The organism is Thiohalocapsa sp. ML1, from assembly GCF_001469165.1.
In the GTDB taxonomy this organism is placed as follows: domain Bacteria; phylum Pseudomonadota; class Gammaproteobacteria; order Chromatiales; family Chromatiaceae; genus Thiohalocapsa.
In genome coordinates this window covers 63,301-85,178 of sequence record NZ_JABX01000022.1, presented here as the reverse complement: position 1 = coordinate 85,178, position 21,878 = coordinate 63,301, and the positions used below count along the sequence as shown (strand labels likewise).

25 protein-coding genes and 1 tRNA gene are annotated in these 21,878 nt (G+C 68.2%); 8 read left to right on the top strand and 18 right to left on the bottom strand.

Translation table 11 applies throughout. The annotated features are described in order from the left end of the window. Positions 1 to 10: 10 nt before the first annotated feature. The 8 genes from hybE to ML01_RS15130 form a co-directional block, all read right to left on the bottom strand. Positions 11 to 535 carry a [NiFe]-hydrogenase assembly chaperone HybE gene (hybE, locus tag ML01_RS15165; protein WP_058556241.1) on the bottom strand — a complete coding sequence of 175 codons (525 nt, stop codon included), beginning with the start codon at positions 533 to 535 and terminating at the stop codon, positions 11 to 13. Then, positions 522 to 725, bottom strand: coding sequence for a rubredoxin (locus ML01_RS15160; protein ID WP_058556240.1), 204 nt, complete (start codon positions 723 to 725; stop codon positions 522 to 524). The genes hybE and ML01_RS15160 overlap by 14 nt, the downstream gene beginning before the upstream one ends. Next, positions 722 to 1,660, bottom strand: a complete 939-nt coding sequence (locus tag ML01_RS15155; protein ID WP_058556239.1) for a hydrogenase expression/formation protein — start codon at positions 1,658 to 1,660, stop codon at positions 722 to 724. Before ML01_RS15155 ends, ML01_RS15160 begins: the two co-directional genes overlap by 4 nt. Continuing rightward, positions 1,660 to 2,106, bottom strand: a complete 447-nt coding sequence (locus ML01_RS15150) for a hypothetical protein (RefSeq protein ID WP_058556238.1) — start codon at positions 2,104 to 2,106, stop codon at positions 1,660 to 1,662. Before ML01_RS15150 ends, ML01_RS15155 begins: the two co-directional genes overlap by 1 nt. Positions 2,107 to 2,231: 125 nt before the next feature. Then, positions 2,232 to 2,879, bottom strand: a complete 648-nt coding sequence (locus ML01_RS15145; protein WP_058556237.1) for a HyaD/HybD family hydrogenase maturation endopeptidase — start codon at positions 2,877 to 2,879, stop codon at positions 2,232 to 2,234. A gap of 65 nt (positions 2,880 to 2,944) precedes the next feature. Continuing rightward, positions 2,945 to 3,673, bottom strand: coding sequence for a Ni/Fe-hydrogenase, b-type cytochrome subunit (gene cybH, locus ML01_RS15140; RefSeq protein ID WP_058556236.1), 729 nt, complete (start codon positions 3,671 to 3,673; stop codon positions 2,945 to 2,947). Positions 3,674 to 3,940: 267 nt separating this feature from the next. Continuing rightward, positions 3,941 to 5,734, bottom strand: coding sequence for a nickel-dependent hydrogenase large subunit (locus tag ML01_RS15135; RefSeq protein ID WP_058556235.1), 1,794 nt, complete (start codon positions 5,732 to 5,734; stop codon positions 3,941 to 3,943). After that, positions 5,731 to 6,867, bottom strand: coding sequence for a hydrogenase small subunit (locus ML01_RS15130; protein ID WP_058556234.1), 1,137 nt, complete (start codon positions 6,865 to 6,867; stop codon positions 5,731 to 5,733). Before ML01_RS15130 ends, ML01_RS15135 begins: the two co-directional genes overlap by 4 nt. Before the next feature lie 351 nt (positions 6,868 to 7,218). Here ML01_RS15130 and ML01_RS15125 point away from each other — a divergent pair, with 351 nt between their 5' ends. The 3 genes from ML01_RS15125 (at position 7,219) to ML01_RS15115 (ending at position 8,680) form a co-directional block, all read left to right on the top strand. Next, positions 7,219 to 7,689, top strand: a complete 471-nt coding sequence (locus tag ML01_RS15125; RefSeq protein ID WP_058556233.1) for a DUF2919 family protein — start codon at positions 7,219 to 7,221, stop codon at positions 7,687 to 7,689. 441 nt (positions 7,690 to 8,130) lie between these two features. Further along, the gene (locus ML01_RS15120) at positions 8,131 to 8,406 is read left to right on the top strand and encodes a type II toxin-antitoxin system RelE/ParE family toxin (protein ID WP_173865183.1); all 276 of its coding nucleotides are present in this window, start codon (positions 8,131 to 8,133) and stop codon (positions 8,404 to 8,406) included. Next, entirely contained in the window at positions 8,399 to 8,680 is a 282-nt protein-coding gene (locus tag ML01_RS15115; protein WP_058556231.1) for a helix-turn-helix domain-containing protein, read from the top strand. Before ML01_RS15120 ends, ML01_RS15115 begins: the two co-directional genes overlap by 8 nt. Before the next feature lie 143 nt (positions 8,681 to 8,823). Here the strand turns inward: ML01_RS15115 and ML01_RS15110 are convergent. The 6 genes from ML01_RS15110 to ML01_RS15085 all read right to left on the bottom strand — a co-directional run bounded on the left by ML01_RS15110 (position 8,824) and on the right by ML01_RS15085 (position 13,621). Then, positions 8,824 to 8,899: transfer RNA gene (locus ML01_RS15110), tRNA-Asn, on the bottom strand. Between the two features lie 123 nt (positions 8,900 to 9,022). After that, positions 9,023 to 9,577 carry a GspH/FimT family pseudopilin gene (locus tag ML01_RS15105; protein ID WP_058556230.1) on the bottom strand — a complete coding sequence of 185 codons (555 nt, stop codon included), beginning with the start codon at positions 9,575 to 9,577 and terminating at the stop codon, positions 9,023 to 9,025. A gap of 171 nt (positions 9,578 to 9,748) precedes the next feature. Then, the gene (locus ML01_RS15100) at positions 9,749 to 10,936 is read right to left on the bottom strand and encodes a pyridoxal phosphate-dependent aminotransferase (protein WP_058556229.1); all 1,188 of its coding nucleotides are present in this window, start codon (positions 10,934 to 10,936) and stop codon (positions 9,749 to 9,751) included. 400 nt (positions 10,937 to 11,336) lie between these two features. Beyond that, positions 11,337 to 11,486 carry a hypothetical protein gene (locus ML01_RS28835; RefSeq protein ID WP_156427745.1) on the bottom strand — a complete coding sequence of 50 codons (150 nt, stop codon included), beginning with the start codon at positions 11,484 to 11,486 and terminating at the stop codon, positions 11,337 to 11,339. Positions 11,487 to 11,509: 23 nt separating this feature from the next. After that, entirely contained in the window at positions 11,510 to 11,788 is a 279-nt protein-coding gene (locus ML01_RS15095) for a hypothetical protein (protein WP_058556228.1), read from the bottom strand. Between the two features lie 612 nt (positions 11,789 to 12,400). Next, complete coding sequence (locus tag ML01_RS15085) at positions 12,401 to 13,621, bottom strand: ATP-binding protein (protein WP_058556226.1); 1,221 nt, start codon at positions 13,619 to 13,621, stop codon at positions 12,401 to 12,403. Positions 13,622 to 13,698: 77 nt separating this feature from the next. Here ML01_RS15085 and uvrB point away from each other — a divergent pair, with 77 nt between their 5' ends. The 4 genes from uvrB (at position 13,699) to ML01_RS15065 (ending at position 17,112) form a co-directional block, all read left to right on the top strand. Next, positions 13,699 to 15,705: an excinuclease ABC subunit UvrB gene (uvrB, locus tag ML01_RS15080; protein ID WP_058556225.1), complete on the top strand. Its 2,007-nt coding sequence runs from the start codon at positions 13,699 to 13,701 to the stop codon at positions 15,703 to 15,705. Between the two features lie 89 nt (positions 15,706 to 15,794). Continuing rightward, on the top strand, positions 15,795 to 15,992 hold the full coding sequence (locus ML01_RS15075; protein ID WP_058556224.1) for a hypothetical protein: 198 nt from the start codon (positions 15,795 to 15,797) through the stop codon (positions 15,990 to 15,992). Between the two features lie 26 nt (positions 15,993 to 16,018). Further along, positions 16,019 to 16,375, top strand: coding sequence for a hypothetical protein (locus ML01_RS15070; RefSeq protein WP_058556223.1), 357 nt, complete (start codon positions 16,019 to 16,021; stop codon positions 16,373 to 16,375). Between the two features lie 155 nt (positions 16,376 to 16,530). Next, entirely contained in the window at positions 16,531 to 17,112 is a 582-nt protein-coding gene (locus ML01_RS15065) for a Uma2 family endonuclease (protein ID WP_058556260.1), read from the top strand. Between the two features lie 632 nt (positions 17,113 to 17,744). Here ML01_RS15065 and ML01_RS15060 read toward each other — a convergent pair. Continuing rightward, the gene (locus tag ML01_RS15060) at positions 17,745 to 18,494 is read right to left on the bottom strand and encodes a VacJ family lipoprotein (protein ID WP_058556222.1); all 750 of its coding nucleotides are present in this window, start codon (positions 18,492 to 18,494) and stop codon (positions 17,745 to 17,747) included. A 115-nt stretch (positions 18,495 to 18,609) separates the two neighbouring features. Then, positions 18,610 to 19,578 carry a TraB/GumN family protein gene (locus ML01_RS15055; RefSeq protein ID WP_058556221.1) on the bottom strand — a complete coding sequence of 323 codons (969 nt, stop codon included), beginning with the start codon at positions 19,576 to 19,578 and terminating at the stop codon, positions 18,610 to 18,612. 124 nt (positions 19,579 to 19,702) lie between these two features. Here ML01_RS15055 and rnt point away from each other — a divergent pair, with 124 nt between their 5' ends. Further along, entirely contained in the window at positions 19,703 to 20,362 is a 660-nt protein-coding gene (rnt, locus tag ML01_RS15050) for a ribonuclease T (protein ID WP_058556220.1), read from the top strand. Positions 20,363 to 20,539: 177 nt separating this feature from the next. Here rnt and grxD read toward each other — a convergent pair whose 3' ends face one another. Next, positions 20,540 to 20,878, bottom strand: coding sequence for a Grx4 family monothiol glutaredoxin (gene grxD, locus ML01_RS15045; protein WP_058556259.1), 339 nt, complete (start codon positions 20,876 to 20,878; stop codon positions 20,540 to 20,542). Between the two features lie 446 nt (positions 20,879 to 21,324). Continuing rightward, on the bottom strand, positions 21,325 to 21,861 hold the full coding sequence (locus tag ML01_RS27450; RefSeq protein ID WP_254045274.1) for an Rpn family recombination-promoting nuclease/putative transposase: 537 nt from the start codon (positions 21,859 to 21,861) through the stop codon (positions 21,325 to 21,327). Between the last annotated feature and the right edge of the window lie 17 nt (positions 21,862 to 21,878).

Sequence of the window (21,878 nt, the reverse complement as noted above, 5' to 3'; positions counted from 1 at the left end):
GCAGGTTCAATCAAGAGCTGCGAAAACTGCCGCGCAACAGCTCGCGCCGGCTGACGCCCGAGCCCTCGGGCTGCGCCCTGGCGTCGCCGGCCCGTTGCGACGCGGCGCCGGGCTCTGGCGTAAACAGCTCGGCCAGCACCTCGGCCGCGACGGCCTCCGCGCCGGCCTGGTCCGCAAAGCCGTGCATCGGCGAGAACAGCGAGCAGGCCGCGAAGGGGCCGAGGTCCTCCACGCTGGACACGATGAAGTCGAAACGCCCCGCCGGAAACGCGAGCCGCAGCGTGGTGCCCTCGCCCGCCGCCGCGTACGTGGAGCCGGGCGCCGGCACCACGACCAGGTTCATGCACCAAGGCGTGATCAGCACGCCGAGCCAGTGCCCCTGCCAATCGCGCCCGCCGACCACGGCGACGGCGAGCCCCGTGTGCAGGATCGGCAGGCCCGCCATGCGCTCGCGGTGGACCCGGTCAAAGGCGCCGGCGAGCCGGGCGCCGGTACGCTCGACATCGCTCTGCGTGTCGGCGTCAGTCGCGGACAAGGAACAGCTCCCGCGCCGCGTCGCAGTTGGGGCAGCGCCAGTCTTCCGACAGGTCCGAAAAGGCCGTGCCTGGCGCCACTTGGCCCAGCTCGTCGCCGGCCGAGGGGTCGTAGACGTGCCAGCAGATGCGGCACTCCATGCGGATGGCGTCGGTGGCGGTGGCGGTGGCGGTGGCGGTGGCGTCCGTCATGCGTCGGCCCCCGTCAGCGCGCACAGGATCTCGCCCAGTCGCACGGCACTGTCGTCGATGTCCTCCTGTGCGGCGAGCACCGCGGCCGGCACGTCGGTGACCTCCAGCGTGTTCAGGATCAGCTTGTCGTCGGCGTTGAAATACTGCACCCACCAGACGCCGGCGAGTGCCGTGGCGGTGACGCGGCAGTTGCCATAGCCGCGGGAGAGCACGCTCACCGGACCGCGGCCGAGCCGCGCGCCGAGCCAGGCGAGGTCGGCCTCCGTCTGCGGCAGCAGGGTCAGGTTGACGACATGGGGCAGCGCGGGCGCGTCGGCGCCGTCCTGTCGCGCCGCCACCTGCTCGGCCAGCTCGGCGAGCACGCCGGGGGCGTTCATCACGCCGTCCGGCAACTGCTCGGGCAGCGCGAGCGCCGTGACCGCCGCACTGAAGGCGTGCGCACGCACGAAGCCGGGCACGTCCGCCACCTCGAGCACGTCGCGGCGCCAGCCGCCGGTGCCGTCCGGGGCACTACGCACGCGCCAGACGCCGGCGAGCCGGGTCTCCTGCGCCTCGACCTCCGGCACGATCGCGATACCGTCGGGCGCCGCTGTGCCGTCGGCGACGCTGCACAGGATGCTGACCTCGCCCTCACCCAGGCTGTCGGTCACCAGCAGCCGGTCCGCCGCCGGCAGCAGAGCAAGGTCCATGACCTGCCCAACGGCGCCGACCCGATAGCCCGCCAACAGCGCGTGCAGCGACGCCAGCGCCGCGAGCCCGGCAGCGCAGCCGGCGGCGTCCTCCGGCTCCGCTAGCCGCGGTTGCCGATAGGTGCTCATGGCGCCGGGCAGCGCGAGATAGTCGAGCTGTGCGCCGTCCGACTCGGTCGGCTGGGTGCCGGGGCCGACGGCACCGGCGGGGATGGCGCGGCCGAGCGCAGCGGGGTTTCCATCCATCAGTGGCAGCCTCCGGCGATGTGATGGGGGTCCGCCGGCTCGGCGGCGACCGGGATGCCGACGCCGGGCGCGCGCTGCGGCGGCGCCGCAAGCAGGCGCTCCAGCTCGAGCTTGTAGTCATCCCAGTCGCGCATGCGCTCGATACTGCCGACGTAGGCGTCGCCGCGCAGCAGCACCAGCGCCGGCCAGCGCGTGCAGCCGTAGCGGGCATGCAGCTCGTGCTCGGACTCGGGCGCCACCAGCGCGGCACCGAAGCGGCCGCGGAAGGTCCGGAGCAGCTCCGGCAGCACCACCGCGACGTCGAGTGCCTCCGGGTACTTGACCGGGTCGCCGGCAATGAACAACAGGTGATAGCGTCCGGGCTCAAGGAAGAAACCAAGATCGCCCGCCTGCACCAACGGCAGGCGATGGACGGTGAGCAGCGCGGCAATGGGCGGTGCGGTCATGGAACAAGCTCCTCTGGCAGGTGATCTTTTCGTGCTCATTATTGTGTGCTGGCCGGTGTCGCCGACCTCGGGCACCGGCGGCGCCGCGCGCGCGCTCCGTACCTGCATCGGAACCGCGATGCCCATCAGCAGTTCCCGGCCTTGAGCTCCAGACGCCCGAGGACCCGCGCATCGCCGCTGCGGCAGGCGTCGGCGGGCGATGGGCGGCCCGCCTCGTAGGCGCGGAGGTTCAGCGCCGGATGCGGCGGCTCAACGGGCACCGCGGGCACGCCCTCGGCCAGCGGCACGACACCGAAACCGGCGAGATACGCAAGCGCCACCGCCACGGCGGGCTCGATCTGCGCCTTCACACAGGGCCTAAGACTCCCGCCGAAATCCTCCAGCATCTCCGGCTGCACGCCCACCAAGAGCAGGTGCGACGGCGCATCACCGAGCAGCGCGGCCAGCGCGAGTACCTCCTGAAAGCCCGTCTGGTGCAGGCTCATCTTCTTCGCGCCCAGGAACTTCGGCACGTCCTCGCCCTCCACGCGCTTGAGCTCCCCCGCGGCCAGGCCGTAGTCCACCGCGTCGAACACCACAAGCACATCGGCGGCCCGCACCTGGTCCACGAGGTACAGCCCCTGGGTGCCGCCGTCGAGCAGCGTCACGTGGTCCGCAAACCGATAGCGCCCCGCCATCGCCTCCACGCACCGCACCCCGAACCCCTCATCCGCCCACAAAATATTCCCAATACCGAGCACCAGCACCCGCGGGTAACCGCAATCGTCACGCACGTTCTCGATCTCCCACGCCTAGCCCCTAGCCCCTAGCCCCTAGCCCCTAGTTCCTAGTTCCTGACTCAAGGTCTATCGTCCTTAAACATCCGCCAGCCGCTAATCATCGTGCTGATGAGGCTCTGGCGGGACATGACGTCCTCGCGAATGGCCGTATACACGTGCAGCATCACAAACACGGTGATGACCCACATGCCCCAGTGGTGCCAGATGCGCACGTCCTGGCTCTGCCCCACCAGCGGAATCAGCCAGCCGAAGAGCTGATCCTGCCAGCTCCCCAAGCCGGTCTGCTCGGCATAGAGCGCAAAGCCGGTGATCATCATCATGATGCCGCCGACGGTGATGATGACGACCATGAACAAATGCGCCAGCGGGTTGTGGCCGTAATACTTGCGCGGCTCTTTCTCGACGAAGGCGTACCAGCGCACCTCGTGCCAGAGCTCCTCCCAGAAGCTCTTGCGCCAAAACGGCAGCGTGAACAATTGCCGCGCATAGCGGTTGCCGACGAAGGCCCAATACAGCCGAAACACGAACGCCGCGGCGAAGACATAGGCCGCGGAGAAGTGGAAGAAGCGGATGTAGCCCATCAGAAAATGATCACTCGCCGCCCCCGGCATACTCGGCGGCGGGTTCGCGATGAACCAGCCGGTAACGGCCAGCACGGTAATGGACAGCGCATTGACCCAGTGCCAAATGCGCAGCGGTGCCTGGTAGACATAGACCGCCGTGCGGCGCTGGACCGGGATGTTGCGGCGGCGCCGCTCGCGGAGGAGATCTTCGGGGGTGGTGCTCATCGGTTTCTCGGGAATAGTACGGAGTACGGGGTACGGGGTACGGGGTACGGAGTACGGGGTACGGAGTACGGGGTACGGAGTACGGGGTACGGAGTACGGGGTACGAAGTACGGGGGGCCGTGCCTCCATTACGGCCCGCGCCGGGCGCGATGTCGGATGCGGAGTGCGGCGTCGGAATCCGGGGAAAGCGCCGCAATTGCGCCGGCGCGCCACGCGTCTGGCGCGTGCCCCCGTACTCCGTACTCCGTACTCCGCACTCCGTACTTCCTACCTCACCTTCACCCGCATCACCTCCCCCCCATCCGGCCCCATCACATGCGTCGAGCAGGCCAGGCAGGGGTCGAAGCTGTGCAGCGTGCGCAGGATCTCGAGCGGCTCCTCGGCCTTGGCGACCGGGGTGTTCATCAGCGCCGCCTCGAAGGCGCCGATGTTGCCGGCCGGGTCGCGCGGCGAGCCGTTCCAGGTGGTGGGCACCACCGCCTGGTAGTTGTCGATCTTGCCCTTCTCGATGACGATCCAGTGGCCGAGGGCCCCGCGCGGCGCCTCCGTGGTGCCGACGCCCTTCGCGCGCTTGGGCCAGGTGCGCGGCTCCCACTTTTCGATGTTCGCCGTGGCCGTGTCGCCGGCCTTGATGTTCGCGACGAGCTTGTCCTGGAAGTAGCGCATCTTGTGCGCCGCCCAGCTCGCCTCCAGCCCGCGCGCGGCGGTGCGCCCGAGCGTCGAGAACAGCGCGGTCAGCGGTAGCCCCAGGTCCGTCAGCACCTTCTCCACCGGCTCCTTGAACTCCGGGTTGCCCTGCGCATAGCCGATGACCCAGCGCGCCAGCGGGCCGACCTCCATGGCGTGGCCGCGCCAGCGCGGGGCCTTGATCCAGGAGTATTTCGCGCCCTCGTCCACCGCCTCGATGCGGGTGGAGGTGCCCTTGGCGTTGGGGCCGAGCACGTAGTTCGGCTCGGTGACGCCGTCCCAGGGATGCAGCCCCTTGGACTCGTCCTTGTAGCGGAACCAGGCGTGGTCCACGAACTCCTGAATCTCCTCCGGGTCGCGCAGGTCCACGTCGTGGATCTTGCTCAAATCGCCGTTGATGATGGCGCCCCGCGGCAAGAGCAGATTGCCGGCGGAGTTGTCGTTGGCATGGTCCGGGATGTCGCCGTAGGACATCACCGAGGTGCCGGACAGGCCGCCGCCATAGGTCCAGTCCTTGTAGAACGAGGCGATGGCGAGCAGGTCCGGGATGTAGACGCGGTCGATGAAGTCGATGGTGCGGTCGATGATGGAGCTGACCAGATTCAGCCGCTCCATATTGATGGCACCGACGGCACCGACGCCGTCCACGTTGATGGCGCAGGGCATGCCGCCGACGAGCCAGTTCGGGTGCGGGTTCTTGCCGCCGTAGACCGTGTGGATCTTGACGATTTCCTTCTGGAAGTCGAGTGCCTCCAGGTAATGCGCGACGGCCATGAGATTGGCCTCGGGCGGCAGCTTGTAGGCCGGACTGCCCCAATAGCCGTTCATGAAGGGTCCGAGCTGGCCGGACTCCACGAAGCGCTTGAGCCGGGTCTGCACGTCCCGGAAATAGCCAGGCGAGGACAGCGGCCAACTGCTGATGGATTGCGCCAGCGTGGAGGTCGCCTTCGGGTCCGCCGACAGCGCCGAGATCACGTCCACCCAGTCCAGCGCGTGCAGATGATAGAAATGCACGAGGTGGTCATGCGCCTGCAATGTCAATTGCATGACGTTGCGGATGGAGTTGGCGTTCTCGGGAATGTCGATGCCGAGCGCGTCCTCCACCGCGCGCACGCTGGTGAGCGCGTGCGTGCCGGTGCAGACACCGCAGATCCTCTCCGTGAAGGCCCAGGCGTCGCGCGGGTCGCGGCCCTTGAGGATCACCTCAAGCCCGCGCCACATGGTGCCGGTGGACACCGCGTTGCGGATGACGTTGTTCTCGTCCAGGTTCACCTCGCAGCGCATGTGGCCTTCGATGCGGGTGACGGGGTCGACGACGACGCGCGTGCCGCCGTTGTCGAGCTGAAAGCCGTTCGGGGTCTGCATCACGCTCATTGCTGGTCACCTGCGCCGGCATGGCTGCTCTTCCGGTCGGCCGTGGGATCGGCATTGCCGGCGACCTTGTGCCGCGCGAGCGCGATGGCGCTGTAGGCCGCATGGGCGCCGATGGCGGCACCGACGACACCGGCGGCGGCCAAGCCCACCTTGTCGGCGTTCGCCTCGACGCCGAACACGTGCGTATCGGTGGTGTGCTGGTAGAAGCTGCCCTTGTCCCAGAAGCCGTCCTCGGAGCAGCCGATGCAGCCGTGGCCGGACTGGATCGGGAAGCTGACCCCGTTGTTCCAGCGCACCGTGGAGCAGGCGTTGTAGGTGGTCGGGCCCTTGCAGCCCATCTTGTACAGGCAGTAGCCCTTGCGCGCGGCCTCGTCGTCCCAGTCCTCAACGAACTGGCCGGCGTCGAAGTGCGGCCGGCGGTAGCACTTGTCGTGGATGCGCTGGCCGTAGAACATCACCGGGCGGCCCTGGCGGTCCAGCTCCGGGATGCGCTCGAAGGTGAGCATGTAGGTGAGCACGCCGGTCATGACCTCGGCGATGGGCGGGCAGCCCGGCACCTTGATGATGGGCTTGTCGCGGATCACCTCATGCACCGGCGTCGCGCGAGTCGGGTTCGGGCGGGCCGCCTGCACGCAGCCCCAGGACGCGCAGCTCCCCCAGGAGATGATGGCCTTGCAGTCCTTGGCGACCTCCTGCAACTGCTCCACGAAGGGCCGGCCGGCGATGATGCAGCTCATGCCCTCCTGTTCCAGCGGCGGATTGCCCTCCACGGCGAGGATGTAGTTGCCTTTGTACTTGTGCGTGATCTCCTCCAGGATCGCCTCCGCCTGATGCCCCGCCGAGGCCATGATCAGGTCGTCGTAGTCCAGCGAGATCATCGACAGCACCACGTCCGACACCAGCGGATGCGCGCTGCGGATGAAAGACTCGGAACAGCAGGTACACTCCAGCCCGTGCAGCCAGAGCACCGGCGTGCGCGGCTTGGTCTCCATGGCATGCGCAATCTTGCCGGCGAAGCTCGGCGCGAGCCCGAGCGCGGTGGCCGTCAGCGAACAGAACTTGATGAAGCTGCGCCGCGTGATCCCCTGGCGGCGCATGACCTCGTAGAAGGTCTCGGTGGTAGCAGTGGGCATTGCACTCCCCGGTTCGGCGGTCGGGCGCGCCACCGGCGAGGTACCTGGTTCCCCGCTGTCGGCATCGGCACGCTTCTGGTTGTCGCCACGCTTGTGTGGTTCTGACGACAGATGAGCACTTTGCGGGCCAGCTTTTGCATTACGTGCACAGCCAATGCCTTAGCGTCCGCTTGTTGCGCCGCATCAATACCGGGCTGTCACATTTGTTGGCAGCTCTACAAACAATGTGGAGATCCTTTGACCAGCCGACCCGCACCGCCGCTTCGCCCACAATTCCCTTGCGCAGGCCCGGTTGGGCCGGCGTCCGCGCACCCGGCCGCGCCCGGTCCGGCGGATACGGAGTAACCAGCCTTGCCCCTCGCGCACGACCCGAGCCGCTACGACGAGCACCTGACGCTCAAGGTGCCGGTCACGCTGTGGCTCGTGCTCGCCTTCCTGCTGCGGCACCTGCTGCTGCTCGGCATCACCTTCCTGCCCACCACCGGGGCGGAGATCACGGCGCTACGGGACCTGATCCGCCCCGAATACCTCATCGCGGACCTGCTCGCGCTACCCGTCGCCCTCGTCGCCGCCCGCCGCCGCCCCGAGGCGCCCAACTGGATGCGCTCGCTCTGGCCGCTCGGCCGCCCGCTGCTCACCACCTCCGCGCTCCTCTACCTCGCGCTGCTCGCCTGGCGCCTCGCCACCGCTGGCGAGCCCCTCATCACCGCCATCGACGAGGCCGTGCTGCTCTCCACCCTGCTCAACCTCGCCGTCATCGCCTATCTCTGGCGCTCGGGACTGGCACGGGATGTGTTTCGGGAGTTCCCAGGGCGGGGTTAGGGAGGTCAGCGCCGGCGCTGCGGCCTCCCTGTCGGACAGGCTGTCCTCTGCGGCCCCGGCCCATCGCGATCCGCCTGCGCGGCCCTTGCGGACCGCCGCAATGCCCACCCGTCTGCGCTCAGTCCATCGCGTTCGGTGCGTGTTGACCGGGAGGTCAACACTCCAGTCGGCGCGCCAGTCGGTGCGTTGGGCAACGCGCCGATCACCGGACCCGCGGGGGCTGGGTCGAACGGCGCCGCGACGACGAGCCCCCGGAACTGACCGCCCGGCAACCGGCGGCAAACGCCTGATCGCCCCGAGGCGTTGCGGCAACGAACCGGATGGTCCACCATCTCAAAAACGCGATAGGCCATGACCTGGACGGTTGACTTGGACGGTTGACCTGGACGGTTGACCTGGACGGTTGAGCTTGACCCCGCGGCGGAAACGGAGCTGCTGACGATGCCGCCCGACATCCGCGCCCGCTTCCTGCATGTCGCCGAGCTGCTGGCGGCATTCGGCCCGCACCAAGTCGGCATGCCGCACGTCCGCCACCTGGAAGGCAAGCTGTGGGAAATGCGCCTGACCGGCCGCGACGGCATCGCCCGCGCCGTCTACGTCGCGCGCACCGGGCAACGGCTGACCGTGATGCAGGTGTTCATCAAGAAGACACAGAAAACCCCGCGCAAGGCGCTCGAAACCGCCCGTCACCGCCTGCGGAGACTCACCAATGACTGAGCTTGCCGATTTGAAGGCACGCCTGCTGGAAGACCCGCAGACCCGCGCGGAGTACGACGCCCAGGCGCCCGAGCTCGCCCTGGCCCGCGAGCTGATCGCCGCACGCACCCGCGCCGGACTGAGCCAGACCGAGGTTGCCGAGCGCATGGGCACCTCCCAATCCGCCGTTGCCCGACTGGAGAGCGGGCGCACCCTGCCCAGCCTGCGCACGCTGGAGCGCTACGCCAGCGCCACCGGCTCCCGCGCCGTGGTCAAGCTGGAGACCCAGCACTGACCGGCGCCTGACCCGCTCAACCTCGATCCGCGCGTCACGGACACGGCACCGGCGCGGCCCGCGAAATCCATCCGCGTGGTGGCTCTATGGTGACTGAACGAAAAACGGGCTAGAGCCCGAAGACTCTAACCCGTTGATTTGATTGGCTCCCCGACGTGGACTCGAACCACGGACCCACTGATTAACAGTCAGTTGCTCTACCGACTGAGCTATCGGGGAAGGAAAGAGCCGCGAATGATAGCGGCTGCTTGCGAGGTCGGTCAAGCCGAAAGATGACCGCTACGGCTCCTGTCTGTCGCACGATGCGCGCGAGCTTGTCGTGGGGCCGGCGGCTGCGAGCCTTCAACTGCAGTTGGGGTCGTTGCCGCTGCCGGTCTTCTCGGAGACGCGTACGCGGCCCATTCCGCTGATGACCACGACGAGAGGCTGCACGACGCTGCTGCTGCGGTTGCTGTTGTTAGCGGCATCATCGTCGACGTCGCAAAACGTGATGTTCCCGGGGGATCCCGTGCCGTCGTCCCGGAAGCGGAACTCGGTCAGCGTGGACTTCATGGTAATGCTCCTGCTGCCCGCCTCCACGCGCAGCACCTCGCCGTCGTCCGCCTGAATGATCGCATAGCCCTCCACCCAGGCTGAGGTGCCGCCTTGGCAGCCGGCGTCGAGGTCAGTTGTATCCACAGGGCAGACGACGATGTCAGCCGCCCGCATCACCGCCTGCGCCCGCGCAAAGTTCAGATGCCCGATCATGGTGTTGACCTCGGTGGCACGCGTGTTGCGCTTGACCACCGTGGTCATGCCGCCGACGCCGACCGTGAGCAGGATCACCAGGATGCTCATGGTGACGAGCAGCTCGATCAGGGTGACACCTTGTTGCCGGTGCCTGGTAGGAATCTGCATGGGTCTGTGCTGCCTTGCTGCTTGTCCGGGCCTGCGCCGGGCCCGCGCCGACGCGGCTCGGTGCTTGGCGCCGGGCCGGACGACCGATGCGCGTCTATCCTTAATTCAAGCATATCCTGATGACGGCATAGGCAAATCCCGCCGCGCGCGGCGGCGGAACGCCGCAGCCCATCAGTCCGCCACGGCGGCGATGCGCGCCAGGGCCTGTTCCAGGTTGGCGCGGCTGGTGGCGATGGAAATGCGCATGCAGCCGTCGAGGCCGAACGCGGAGCCCGGCACCACGGCGACGCCGGCCTGCTCGATGAGATATTCCGCAAGCTCCAGGTCGTTGCCGACGCTGTCGATGCGCTCGATGAGGCCGTTCACCTCGGGGAACACGTAGAAGGTGCCGTCCGTCGGCAGGCAGTCGATGCCGGGGATGGCGTTGAGTGCGTCGACGACGAAGTCGTGCCGCTCCTTGAAGGCCGTCAGCATCTCGCCGATGCAGTCCTGCGGCCCCTCCAGTGCGGCCTGCGCGGCGACCTGGGAGATCGAGGTCGGGTTCGATGTGCTCTGGGACTGGATCTTCTTCATGGCCTTGATGACCATCGCCGGGCCGCCGGCATAGCCGATGCGCCAGCCGGTCATGCTGTAGGCCTTGGAGACGCCGTTCAGCACCAGGGTGCGGTCGGCGAGGTCCGGGCAGGCGTTCAGAATGTTCACAAAGGGCGTCGCGGTGTCCCAGCGGATGTGCTCGTACATGTCGTCCGTGGCGATGAGCGTGTTGGGGTAGTCGCGCAGCACCGCGCCGAGGGCGGCCAGCTCGTCACGGCTGTAGGCCATGCCGGTGGGGTTGGACGGGCTGTTGATGACGACGAGGCGGGTGCGCTCGGTCATGGCCGCGCGCAGTTGCTCCGGCGTGATCTTGAAGCGCTGCTCGGCGCCGGCGTTGACCAGCACGGGGGTGGCGTCCGCCAGCAGCACCATGTCCGGATAGGACACCCAGTAGGGCGCCGGGATGACGACCTCGTCGCCCGCCTCCAGCACGGCCTGCGCCAGGTTGTAGAAGCTCTGCTTGCCGCCGCAGGACACCAGAATCTGGTCCGGCGCGTAGTCGAGCCCGTTCTCGCGCTGAAACTTGGCGATGACGGCGCGCTTGAGCTCGGGCGTGCCGTCAACGGCGGTGTACTTGGTGAAGCCGTCGTGGATGGCCTGGATGGCGGCCTGCTTGATGTGCTCCGGCGTATCGAAATCGGGCTCGCCGGCGCCTAGGCCGATGACGTCCTTGCCGGCGGCCTTCAGCTCCTTGGCGCGGGCGGTGATGGCGAGGGTGGCGGAAGGCTTCACGGCCTGCACGCGGGCGGAGAGCTTGATGGTCATCGGCTTGGTTTCTGGAGTTGGCGTGGGTGGAGAGGTTCGGCTCAAGGGTGGCGCACCGGCGCCTGATCGGGTGCGGGCCGGTGGCGGCTGGAAGCCGGCACCGGCATGCAGCAGACCGTGCCGGCTGCAAGCCGGCACCAGGGTCCGATTGGCGATGCTCGGAAGCGGGCCGAATGATAGCCAATCGCCGCCGCGGCCGATATCGGCCGAACGCACTCGTGCAACCGTGACGGAGTGTTGGGTCCAGCGCCGAGGGCGACGATCGCGGCGAGCCGGGATTGGATCGATGCGGTCCGTTTGCAGGTCATGCGGTGGGGCCCAGGGCGGCGGGCTGGATTATCGACGCGCGCACGCGCCGGATAAGCGCGCGGCGGCCAACCTTGCAGGCGCCTGCACGCCCTCAACTGCCAGGGTCGAGCACGTCGAAGGCATGCAGTTGGTGCCCCCGCCTGATGCGATACACCGCGAAATCACCACGATCCAGCGTGAAAACGCGGCGCCGGCGCAAGCCTTCCGCGAGCACCACCAGCGATGCATCGGCCAAGTCCATCGGCCGATCCGCGTACTGGACCATCAATTCGAACGGCGGATGGCAGCCGAGACCGCGGACTTCGCGCCTCTCGCCGGCGCCGCCGCATAGCCGCCGGGGCCCAGGCCCAACGCGCGGTAGATGTCATACGGGCGGCGCGAGGTCTCCGCGAGCGCCTGGGTCTCGTAGGCCGCCAAACCCCGCTTCAATACCTCGGAGATCACCTCGGAGATCACCTGGGAGATCGACCACCCGGTGATGCAGCGCAAGCGCTCCAGCGTCGTCTCGGCCTCGTCGTCGAGTCGTACGGTCCGCGTTGCCATGATGGTCTGCCCGGCAGAAAACGAATACGCAAGGTATTACGGCGCAAGGACGGGAGCAAGGGTCGCAGGGCCTCGCCGTTCGCGGCGCTGCCGCCGAGCCGGCCGGTCTCCGCCCAGTCCGGCCCGACCCCGGCCGGCGGGTTGGGCAGCGGCATCCCCCCGCGTTGCCGCCCGCGTCACGACGAGGCGAGATACCGGTCGTGGGCGACGCTGACATCGTCGTTGCCGCTGCCGCGCGGGGCCGGACGGATGCGCAGCGCCGCTGTGCCCGGCAGATAGCCGCGCTCCGCCAGATACTCCCGGACGGCGGCCTGGACGACCGCTACCGGCTAGACCGCGGAGCCGACTGCGCGGCGACGAACCGCTCCAGGGCCTGCTCGAGGTCGGCTGGAAGGGTGATGGCTTCTGGTTTGCGCAACCGGAGCTCGCGTCAGCTTCAGGTCTCGTTCGGAACCCCCGCCGCGTGACCCGCGCCGCGAAGCTGTGCATCGCGTCAAAGCGTGGCGCGCTTGGACTCAAGGAGAAGCAGGGTTTCCGGGCGGAGATACCTCGCGGGCAGCGCCGTCGCACGCCGCGTCACTGCCCGCGGCCGGCCTGCCTGGCGGACTTGGCTCAGGTATCGACGTCGCCGATGTCCGTCAACAACCGCCGCATCGCGACGGCCTGGATGTTCTCGGCGAGCGGAAAGCTGTGCTCGCCGGCATGGATGACGTCGAGCCGGTCGAGGCCGAGATCGGCGATGGCGTTGCGCATGGAGGGCGTAATCTTGGGCGCGGTGGTGCGCTTGATCTCGAAGCCGCGCCGGCCGCGCTCGTTGACGACCAGGAGATCCAGCTCGGCGCCGGCGTGGGTGGCCCAGAACCAGCACTCATCCCAGCGCAGGCGCAGCCGGCTTAAGATCTGCTCGATGATGAATCCCTCCCAGGACGCACCGACCTTCGGATGGGATTCCAGCCCCTCGCGCGTCTCGATGCCGAGCAGGCTGTGCAGCAGGCCGCTGTCCGCGACATAGACCTTCGGCGACTTGACCTGGCGCTTGCCGAGGTTCTCGTGCCAGGGTTGGAGCTGGCGCAGCACGAGTGCCGCATCGAGCAGATCGAGATAGCCGCGCACGGTGGTGTGCGCAACACCGAAGGCCCGGGCCAGCTCCGAGCCGTTCCAGACCTGGGCGTGGTAGTGGGCCAGCATGGTCCAGAAGCGGCGCAGCGTCGGCGCGGGGATGCGGATACCCAGGGACGGCAGATCGCGTTCCAGGAAGGTGCGGATGAAGTCTTGCCGCCATGCGGCGCTGTCGGCATCGGAGGCGGCCAGATAGGCGCGCGGGAAGCCGCCGCGCAGCCAGAGCCGCCCGAGCGCCTCGGCGCCGACCTCTGCGCCCAGGTCGGCGCCCAGGTCGACGCCCAAGTCGGCGCCCACCTCGGCGAGGTTGAAGCCGGGCAGCTCGTGGTAGTGGATGCGCCCGGCGAGGCTCTCCGAGCTCTGCCGCAACAGCTCCGGCGAGGCGCTGCCGAGCACGAGAAAGCGCGCCGGCGTGTCCAAGCGATCGGCCAGCACCCGGAGGATCGGGAACAGGTCGGGCTGGCGCTGGACCTCGTCCAGGACCACCAGTCCGCGCAATGGCTTCAACGCGAGCATGGGATCGGCGAGCCGCGCCAGGTCTTGCGGATCTTCCAGGTCGAAGTGCGTGGTGTCGGCCCCCACGCGCGCGGCGACCTGTCGGGCCAGCGTGGTTTTGCCCACTTGCCGAGCACCCAGCAGGGCGACGATCGGGGAGCGCCGAAGGCTGGCCTCGACCTCGTCCAGGTGGGGAGTACGTGTAATGGGGCCGGCCATGGCCTTGAATATTGAGTGTTAGGCACTCAGAATGCAAGGATTCAGAGCGCCCCCCAACAGGCACCACGACAAGCACCATGTCCAAGCCCTTCGAGCTCGTCTCCAAGTTCGCGCCGGCCGGCGACCAGCCGGCGGCCATCCGCCGGCTGCTGGAGGGCCTGCGCGACGGCGAGGCGGGCATGACGCTGCTCGGCGTCACCGGCTCCGGCAAGACCTTCACCATCGCCAACGTCATCCACGAGGTACAGCGCCCGACCTTGATTTTGGCGCCGAACAAGACCCTGGCCGCCCAGCTCTACGGCGAGATGCGGGAGTTCTTCCCGCACAACGCGGTGGAGTACTTCGTCTCCTACTACGACTACTACCAGCCGGAGGCCTATGTGCCGGCGTCCGACACCTACATCGAGAAGGACGCCTCCATCAACGAGCACATCGAGCAGATGCGCCTGTCCGCCACCAAGGCGCTGCTGGAGCGCCCGGACGTCATCCTGGTGGCCACGGTGTCCAGCATCTACGGCCTGGGCGACCCGGAGGCCTATCTCAAGATGGTCCTGCACCTGTCCCGCGGCGAGCGCATCGACCAGCGCGCGCTGCTGCGCCAGCTCACCGCGCTGCAATACCGGCGCAACGAGATCGAGCTGTCGCGCGGGTCGTATCGGGTGCGCGGCGACGTCATCGACATCTTCCCGGCGGAGTCCGACGACGAGGCGCTGCGCGTGGAGCTGTTCGACGACGAGATCGAGGGCCTGACCCTGTTCGACCCGCTCACCGGCGAGCTGAAGCACAAGGTGCCGCGCTACACGGTGTTCCCGAAGACCCACTACGCCACCCCGCGCGAGGTCGTGCTCGGCGCCGTCGAGCAGATCAAGGACGAGCTGCGCGACCGGCTCGAATGGCTGCGCGCCAACGACAAGCTGGTGGAGGCGCAGCGGCTGGAGCAGCGCACCCTCTTCGACCTGGAGATGATGGTGGAGGTCGGCTATTGCTCCGGCATCGAGAATTACAGCCGATACCTGTCCGGGCGCGGCCCCGGCGAGCCGCCGCCGACCCTGTTCGACTACCTGCCGGCCAATGCGCTTTTGGTCATCGACGAGAGCCACGTCACCGTGCCGCAGCTCGGCGGCATGTACCGCGGCGACCGCTCGCGCAAGGAAAATCTCGTGGAGTACGGCTTCCGTCTGCCCTCCGCGCTGGACAACCGGCCCATGCGCTTCGAGGAATTCGAGACCAAGCAGCCGCAGGTGATCTACGTCTCGGCGACGCCACGCGATTACGAGCACCAGCACTCCGGCGCCATCGTCGAGCAGGTGGTGCGCCCGACCGGGCTGGTGGACCCGGAGGTCGAGGTCCGCCCGGCCCTAACGCAAGTGGACGACCTACTGAGCGAGATCCACGCACGCGTCGCGGTGGACGAGCGCGTGCTGGCCACCACGCTGACCAAGCGCATGGCCGAGGATCTGACCGATTACCTCAGCGAGCACGGCGTGCGCGTGCGTTACTTGCACAGCGACATCGACACCGTCGAGCGCGTCGAGATTATTCGGGACTTGAGGCTCGGCGAATTCGACGTGCTGGTCGGCATCAACCTGCTGCGCGAGGGTCTGGACATGCCGGAGGTCAGCCTGGTGGCCATCCTGGACGCCGACAAGGAGGGCTTCCTGCGCTCCGAGGGCTCGCTGATCCAGACCATCGGCCGCGCCGCGCGCAACGCCCACGGCAAGGCCATTCTCTACGCCGACAACATCACCGGCTCCATGCGCCGCGCCATCGACGAGACCGAGCGCCGCCGCGCCAAGCAGACCGCCTTCAACGCCGAGCACGGCATCACGCCGCAGACCATCAAGAAGGCCGTCGCCGACATCATGGAGGCGCACGCCCCCGGCGCGCCGCGCAGCGCCCGCGAATACGCCAAGGTCGCCGAGCAGATCGCGGAATATGCCGACCTCACGCCGACGCAGATGGCCGCCAAGGTCAAGCAGTTGGAGCGCGACATGTACCGCGCGGCGCGGGAGCTGGAGTTCGAGAAGGCCGCCGCGATTCGGGACCAGATCAAGGAGCTGCGGGGGCGGGGGTTGGCGGCTTGAGCGCTGGCCTCGAAAGCGGCATCCGACTGCCCTGGCCCAGCCACTGAGTTGCAAGACCGATGACTAATCTACGAAGCCAGGTTACAGCGATGAAAGACGAATACGATTTCTCGAAGGCCGAGCAAGGCAGATTCTACGTACCCGCCGACGACATCGAGCTGCCGATTTATCTTGATGTCGACGTCCTTCGGCATCTACGCCGCCATGCGGGAGCCAAAGATGTGCAAACGCTGGTCAACGATCTGCTCCGCAAGGACATCGACATTGCAGAACGTTTGTCAGGTTAAGCCCGCATCGCGGGCTGGAATTGGCCATGAAACGCGTCGAGATCAGCGTCATCGCCCCCAGCACGGCGCTCGCCGCCTTCGCCGCCGCTTGGCACGCCCCCGAGCGTGGCCAAGCGCGCCCCGCCAAGTTGGCGTTCGGCTCGCTTCGCGAGCTGTTCGCTGCCATCACCGAGCAACGCCTGCTGCTGATGCAAGCGGTCGCGACGCAAGAGCACACGACCGTCGAGAGCTTGGTCGACGTGCTCGGGCAAAGCCCGGAAGCGGTTCAGCGCGACGCCGACGCCCTATTGTCCCCGGGACTGCTTGAGCGCTCCGACGATGGAAAGCTGACGACACCATTTGACGAAGTCGTCATTCACGCGGGCATTCGCGACGCTGCGTGAGAGACTCCGGTCCGGTGTCGAGGCCACGCCTCTCGAAGCGTCGGAAACACTTGTGCGGGCATCTTGCGCTATCCTTTCCGGCATGCACCGACGGCAGGATGACCCGCAGCCGGCCCGCGGCCCTCCCCGTCAGCACCCGCCCGGTACCGCTCACCATGGCCCTGCAACCCAAACCGCACCTGAGTTTCGAGGACTGGCTCGCGGCCGAGCGCGAGAGCCTGGACGAGCGCACCGAGTACAGCGGCGGCGAGGTCTTTGCGATGGCCGGCGGCACCGCCGAGCACAACGGCATTATCAGCAACATCAACGGCCTATTGTGGACGCAGGCCAAAACCCGCCCCTGCCACGTCTACGCCAGCGGCATGAAGCTGCACATCGAGTCCGCCGGCGCCGGCAAATACCCGGACCTGATGGCGCTCTGCGGCGAGCAGCGCTTCCACGACGACCGCCGCGACCTGCTGCTGAACCCGAGCCTGATCTGCGAGGTGCTCTCCTCCAGCACCGAGGGCTACGACCGCGGCGACAAGTTCGCCCTCTACCGCAGCGTGCCGTCGCTGCGGGAGTATCTGCTGGTGGCCCAGCACCGGGTGCAGGTGGACCTCTACACCCGCGACGACGCCGGCCGCTGGATACTCAGCAGTTTCGACCGGCCGGCGGACGAGATCGCACTGCCCAGCATCCGCTGCGCGCTCGCGCTGGCCGACGTGTACGACAAGATCGAGTTTCGAGCCGGCTGAGGCTTCATCGCCTGCTGCGCAGGGCACCAGTCATCGGTCTCTTCCGTCGGCGGGGCTCGGGGCGCGGAGCGCCCGCAGATGCGCGACACTGCTGGAGCGGTGTCGCGAGAAGATGCATCCGCCGTCTCGCCGACGCGCGGCTGACCAGGATCGCCGGCTTTCCAGCCGGCTCGGCGCCGTCGCGGCTCGATGCCGCGTCGGCGGCGTCTGGGCTGCTAAGGCGATTTCTGTCAAAAAACATACCGCCTGGCTTGTCTTTTCGCCCGCCTTCTGCGTCGCGGCAGCGGGTGCATAGTTCGACTATGCACCCGCTGCCGCTCCTTGAAGGCAGACGAAAATCCTGCGCCATTCGGTACGTTTTTTTCCGGCAATCGCCTAAGAGGGCACATGCGCGGTCGCCCGCCCGGCGGCGCGGCATGGGCAGTCGCCCTGCTCCAGCGCAGTGATCGCACGCCGGGGGCATCGAGCCCCCGGCGCGCGAAGCCGGCTGAAAGCCGGCGCTCCCAGTCCGTGACGGCTCGCTGTCCAGGCCGATTTAGTGGAGATAGCTCACGCGGCTCTTGCCGCCTTGGGCCGTGAACTGGCGGCTGCGCCGCGGGATCCCCGTGCCGAGGCAGAAGCCTCGGCACCAGTCAAAGCTCCGGCGGCGGGACGTCTTCCCACATCACCGGGTCGTCTTCGTCCTCGGGCGGATTGCCGTCGTGGACGAGGATGCGCCTGCGCTGCAGGTAGGCGTCGCGGATGAAGGCGTAGCGGTCGATGGCGGCCTCGTCCACCAGCTCGCCGGCGGTGAGCAGGTCGGCACGCCGGTCCACGATGCGCAGGGCGACAAAGCCCCAGTAGATCTCCTCCTCGCTGATGCTGAAGAAGGGGTCGACCGCGATGTCACCGGCGAAGCCGACGGTGTCGCGCACACTGCTCGGCCCCAGGATGGGCATGACGAAGTAGGGTCCGTCGCCGATGCCCCAGTAGCCTAGGGTCTGGCCGAAGTCCTCCTTGTAGCTCGGCAGGCCGACGTTAGTCGCCACGTCGAAGAAGCCGCCGACGCCCACGGTGCTGTTGATGAACACCCGGCCCACGTCGCTGCCGGCGCGCGAGAGCTTGAACTGCAGCACGTTGTTTACCGCGGATCTGGCATCGGCGACATTGTTGAAGAAGTTGGTGACGCCCTCGTCCACGGGCTGCGGTGTGACAGCCTGGTAGGCCTGCGCCGCGGGCTTCATGAAGGCGTTGTCGAAGTCCGTATTGAACTTGAACATCGCCCGGTTGTAGGGCTGCCAGGGGTCCCGCGGGTCTCGGGCACCCTCTGGCACCGAGGCGCAACCCGCAAGCGCGGCCAGCACCACCATTACGAGCGCGGCGCGCGCGGGCCGAATAAGCATGCGGCGATCCCCCTTGATCGGCGACGGGTCACGGCTGGGAAAAGGCGCTGGATCTTAACACAGCGCGGGTGCCTGCCCCGCGGCGCGGCGCGGCCGGGCTGGTCAGCGCCGGTGCTCACTGGCGCGGGCGCACGGCGTAGCCCGCCTGTTCCAGCCCGCGCAGCAGGCCCGCCGCGCCGGGCAGATGCAGCGCGCCCACGGCGATGAAGTAGCCGCCCGCCTCCGGCAGCGCCTGGATGCGGCGCAGCATGCGGGCATTGCGCGCATCGATCAGCGCGTGGCGAAAACGCGCTTGCAGCGCGGGCGCGAGGCCCGGCACCTCGGCCTCGCTCAACGCCAGCAGCGTGCCCAGATCGCCCGCCAGATAGGCGTCCATAAGCTCGTCGAGCTTACGCGGCTGCTCGTCCAAAGTCGCAAGGGTCGCCCGCAACAGCGCACGCTGGTCTACAGGGCTCAGCGCGTCGAACAGCGCCAGTTGCTCCGCCGTGGTTTCCAGGCCGAGCACGGGGGTCTCGGCCGCGACGGCGAGGTTGTACAGATGGCGGTCCAGAAACTCCCCGGTGCGCGCGGGCGGCATGCTGAGCAGCGTCATCACGGCCCAGGGCTTGAGGTCCTGCACCGCCACCTCGGGCAGGCCGCGCGCGTTAAGCGCCGCGATGCAGCGCCAGTACAGCGCCGGCGCCAGCACGTCGGCAAGGCGCCGGTTGTCGCCGAGGCGCATCGCGGCGGCGGCGGTCTGCATCGCGGCGGCGTCCGGCGCCACCTCCAGCACCAGCGTGTCGGCGCCGGCCAGGGCGTCCGCCACGACCGGCGACAGCCGGAGCACGCGCGGGTCGTCACTGTGGATGGTGCCGAAAAGCCAGCTCGGCGCTGCCCCGGGGGCAGCGGCATCCGGGCGGCGCAACTCAAACAGGCGCCCCTGCGCGTGCGGCACCGGGGCCGCGCGCGCCACCGACGCGAGCAACGGGGCTTGAGCGGCTGTACCGACATCAGTGCGCGGCGGCGCCTCCTCCAGCGCCCGGGCCGGCGCCAGCAGGGCGAACAGCAGCCAGCAGGCCAGGGCCAGCGCAGCGCAAGGGCGCATGAATGGTCTCCGCGAGTGGTGGTGGTTGGCGTTGTCGTTATGGTTCTATGCCGCCGGGCGCGTCGGCTTGGCGTCGGCGGCGGTGACTCCGTATGCTGCCGGGATGAACAGTGAATTGCCAAGCATGCTCGACGCCCTCGCCGGCGCCGGGCCCCAACCGACCATCGCCGGCCGCTTCCGCGGCTTTCTGCCGGTGGTGGTGGACGTCGAGACCGCCGGCTTCGACGCCCGCCGCCACGCCTTGCTTGAGATCGCCGCCGTCATCATCCGCATGGACGAGACCGGCTTGCTCGCGCCGGGACCGACCGTCGCCTGCCACGTGCTGCCCTTCATCGGCGCCGAGATCGACCCGCGCGCCCTGGCCTTCAACAAGATCGACCCGCACCACCCGTTCCGCGACGCCGTGGCCGAGCACGATGCCCTGCAACGGGTGCTGCGGCCAATCCGCAAGGCCGTGGCGAGCGAGGGCTGCACCCGGGCCATCCTGGTGGGCCACAACGCCCATTTCGACCTGGGCTTCCTGCGGGCGGCAGTGGAGCGCACCAATTTCAAGCGCGACCCCTTCCACGCCTTCAGCGTCTTCGACACGGTGTCGTTGGCGGGGCTCGCCTACGGCCAGACGGTGCTCGCGAAGGCGGCCCAGGCCGCCGGGCTCGGCTGGGACAACAGCGAGGCGCACTCGGCCGTGTACGATGCGGAGAAAACAGCCGCGCTGTTCTGCGCCATCGTCAACAAGTGGCGGGCGCTCTCGATGGGGATGGGGCCGGCCGGTGCGGTTGGATGAGACGTTTGGCGCGCTGAGCAGGCTCAGCGCATCGCAAGCTTGGGCTCGACGGTGTAGATCGGGAAAACGCAGGCAGCCCGACGAGCGGTGGCCATTCGCAACCACCGACCGGGCCTCGTTCCTCAATCCGAATCAGCAACAGCGGCGCCGACGCGCGGGTGCCCCGCGCGCCGAGCCTCAAGCCGCGTCGCCGCCCTCGGTCTTCCCGGCGGCCTCTTCCATCATCGGCTTCAGCTCGCCCTTGGCGTGCATCTCGAGCGTGATGTCGCAGCCGCCGACCAGCTCGCCGCCGATGTAGACCTGCGGGAAGGTCGGCCAGTCGGCATAGCGCGGCAGGTTCTCGAAGATCTCAGGGTCCTGCAGCACGTTGACGTACGCAAAGGGGATGCCCGTCTCGCCGAGCGCCTGCGATGCGCGCATGGAGAAGCCGCACTGCGGCATCTGCGGCGTGCCCTTCATGTAGATCACGACGGGGTTGTTCTTGACCTGCTGGTCGATACGTTCGAGCACGTCCATCGGCATACCTCGACTGGAGCTGAGACTAGTGGAGCTAACACGCGGTGCCGGGGAAGTGGGATTGCCGGATGGCTTATCAAGTATCCGAGTGTTTGGCTTGGTTTTGCCGCATCGTCCATACTTGGTGCGGGCGTTCCAGCCGCGATGCCGAGCGCCCGCCCAAATCCTCTGCGGCCGGAGACTGCCGATCCGCTTGGCGCGCGCAACTGCGTCCCGCCCTCGTCGACAGCGCGCGCATACCCGCCAGCTCGTTGCGATCGCACGACGCAGTGCAGTCACGACGGCGGCTGGCGGCCGGCGCTCCCGGTCGCTGGCGAAACTCCGATGCCGCATCCAAACGCCCTTGGCAAGGCTTGCAACCGTTTAGCACACGTCATCTGCGCCTTAGGCGATGCACAACGCGACAACGCGCCCGTGACCAGGTACCACGGCGCCCTGCCCGCCCCTCAACCCCGCTTTCGCAGCTCGGCAATGACCGCGGCATCGAGACCGGTGATGGCCGCGATGGCAGCATCATCGAGCTCGGTACGCTGGATCATGTTGGCGGCAGCCGTGCGCATTGCCGCGTCGTGGCCGTCCTCGCGCGCCTCCAGCAGCAGCGTCGCCTCGTCGTGCAGCGCGCGCTCGCGCACGAAGGCGAGGCGGCGCGCCTCCTGGTCTTGGCTCAGGGTCTTGAGCTTCTCGTAGGCCCGGCGGACGGGCTCGTCAGTGATCTGGGACATACGTTCGTCCTCTTGCCAGTGCGCGAACAGGGTGATCCAGGCGCGCAGTGCCGGCGGCAGATTCGGCAGCCGGTCGGCCTTGCGCAGCTCAACCAGATTCAGTTGCAGCTCCTCGCCGAGGCGCACGCTCGGCGTGTCGGCATCGCGCATCTCGAAGCACCAGAGGGCCTGCTGCGCGTGCTCGGGGGCGCGGAACAGGTCGAAGTCCAGCAGGTGGATGCCGATGGCCGGGCAGAGCCGCTCGTAGGCTTGCCCGGCGATGAGCTGGCCGCTGATCA

What these genes read in the sequence shown, in the direction of transcription:
- cybH (WP_058556236.1), bottom strand. Translation starts at nt 3,673, where the DNA reads ATGAGCACCACCCCCGAAGATCTCCTCCGCGAGCGGCGCCGCCGCAAC.
- ML01_RS15105 (WP_058556230.1), bottom strand. Translation starts at nt 9,577, where the DNA reads ATGCAGATTCCTACCAGGCACCGGCAACAAGGTGTCACCCTGATCGAG.
- ML01_RS15120 (WP_173865183.1), top strand. Translation starts at nt 8,131, where the DNA reads ATGCCGCCCGACATCCGCGCCCGCTTCCTGCATGTCGCCGAGCTGCTG.
- uvrB (WP_058556225.1), top strand. Translation starts at nt 13,699, where the DNA reads ATGTCCAAGCCCTTCGAGCTCGTCTCCAAGTTCGCGCCGGCCGGCGAC.
- ML01_RS15135 (WP_058556235.1), bottom strand. Translation starts at nt 5,734, where the DNA reads ATGAGCGTGATGCAGACCCCGAACGGCTTTCAGCTCGACAACGGCGGC.
- ML01_RS15155 (WP_058556239.1), bottom strand. Translation starts at nt 1,660, where the DNA reads ATGGATGGAAACCCCGCTGCGCTCGGCCGCGCCATCCCCGCCGGTGCC.
- ML01_RS15130 (WP_058556234.1), bottom strand. Translation starts at nt 6,867, where the DNA reads ATGCCCACTGCTACCACCGAGACCTTCTACGAGGTCATGCGCCGCCAG.
- ML01_RS28835 (WP_156427745.1), bottom strand. Translation starts at nt 11,486, where the DNA reads ATGGACTTGGCCGATGCATCGCTGGTGGTGCTCGCGGAAGGCTTGCGC.
- ML01_RS15055 (WP_058556221.1), bottom strand. Translation starts at nt 19,578, where the DNA reads ATGCGCCCTTGCGCTGCGCTGGCCCTGGCCTGCTGGCTGCTGTTCGCC.
- ML01_RS15100 (WP_058556229.1), bottom strand. Translation starts at nt 10,936, where the DNA reads ATGACCATCAAGCTCTCCGCCCGCGTGCAGGCCGTGAAGCCTTCCGCC.
- grxD (WP_058556259.1), bottom strand. Translation starts at nt 20,878, where the DNA reads ATGGACGTGCTCGAACGTATCGACCAGCAGGTCAAGAACAACCCCGTC.
- ML01_RS15085 (WP_058556226.1), bottom strand. Translation starts at nt 13,621, where the DNA reads ATGGCCGGCCCCATTACACGTACTCCCCACCTGGACGAGGTCGAGGCC.
- ML01_RS15070 (WP_058556223.1), top strand. Translation starts at nt 16,019, where the DNA reads ATGAAACGCGTCGAGATCAGCGTCATCGCCCCCAGCACGGCGCTCGCC.
- ML01_RS15150 (WP_058556238.1), bottom strand. Translation starts at nt 2,106, where the DNA reads ATGACCGCACCGCCCATTGCCGCGCTGCTCACCGTCCATCGCCTGCCG.
- ML01_RS15160 (WP_058556240.1), bottom strand. Translation starts at nt 725, where the DNA reads ATGACGGACGCCACCGCCACCGCCACCGCCACCGCCACCGACGCCATC.
- rnt (WP_058556220.1), top strand. Translation starts at nt 19,703, where the DNA reads ATGCTCGACGCCCTCGCCGGCGCCGGGCCCCAACCGACCATCGCCGGC.
- ML01_RS15075 (WP_058556224.1), top strand. Translation starts at nt 15,795, where the DNA reads ATGAAAGACGAATACGATTTCTCGAAGGCCGAGCAAGGCAGATTCTAC.
- ML01_RS15115 (WP_058556231.1), top strand. Translation starts at nt 8,399, where the DNA reads ATGACTGAGCTTGCCGATTTGAAGGCACGCCTGCTGGAAGACCCGCAG.
- ML01_RS15095 (WP_058556228.1), bottom strand. Translation starts at nt 11,788, where the DNA reads ATGGCAACGCGGACCGTACGACTCGACGACGAGGCCGAGACGACGCTG.
- ML01_RS15060 (WP_058556222.1), bottom strand. Translation starts at nt 18,494, where the DNA reads ATGCTTATTCGGCCCGCGCGCGCCGCGCTCGTAATGGTGGTGCTGGCC.
- ML01_RS15065 (WP_058556260.1), top strand. Translation starts at nt 16,531, where the DNA reads ATGGCCCTGCAACCCAAACCGCACCTGAGTTTCGAGGACTGGCTCGCG.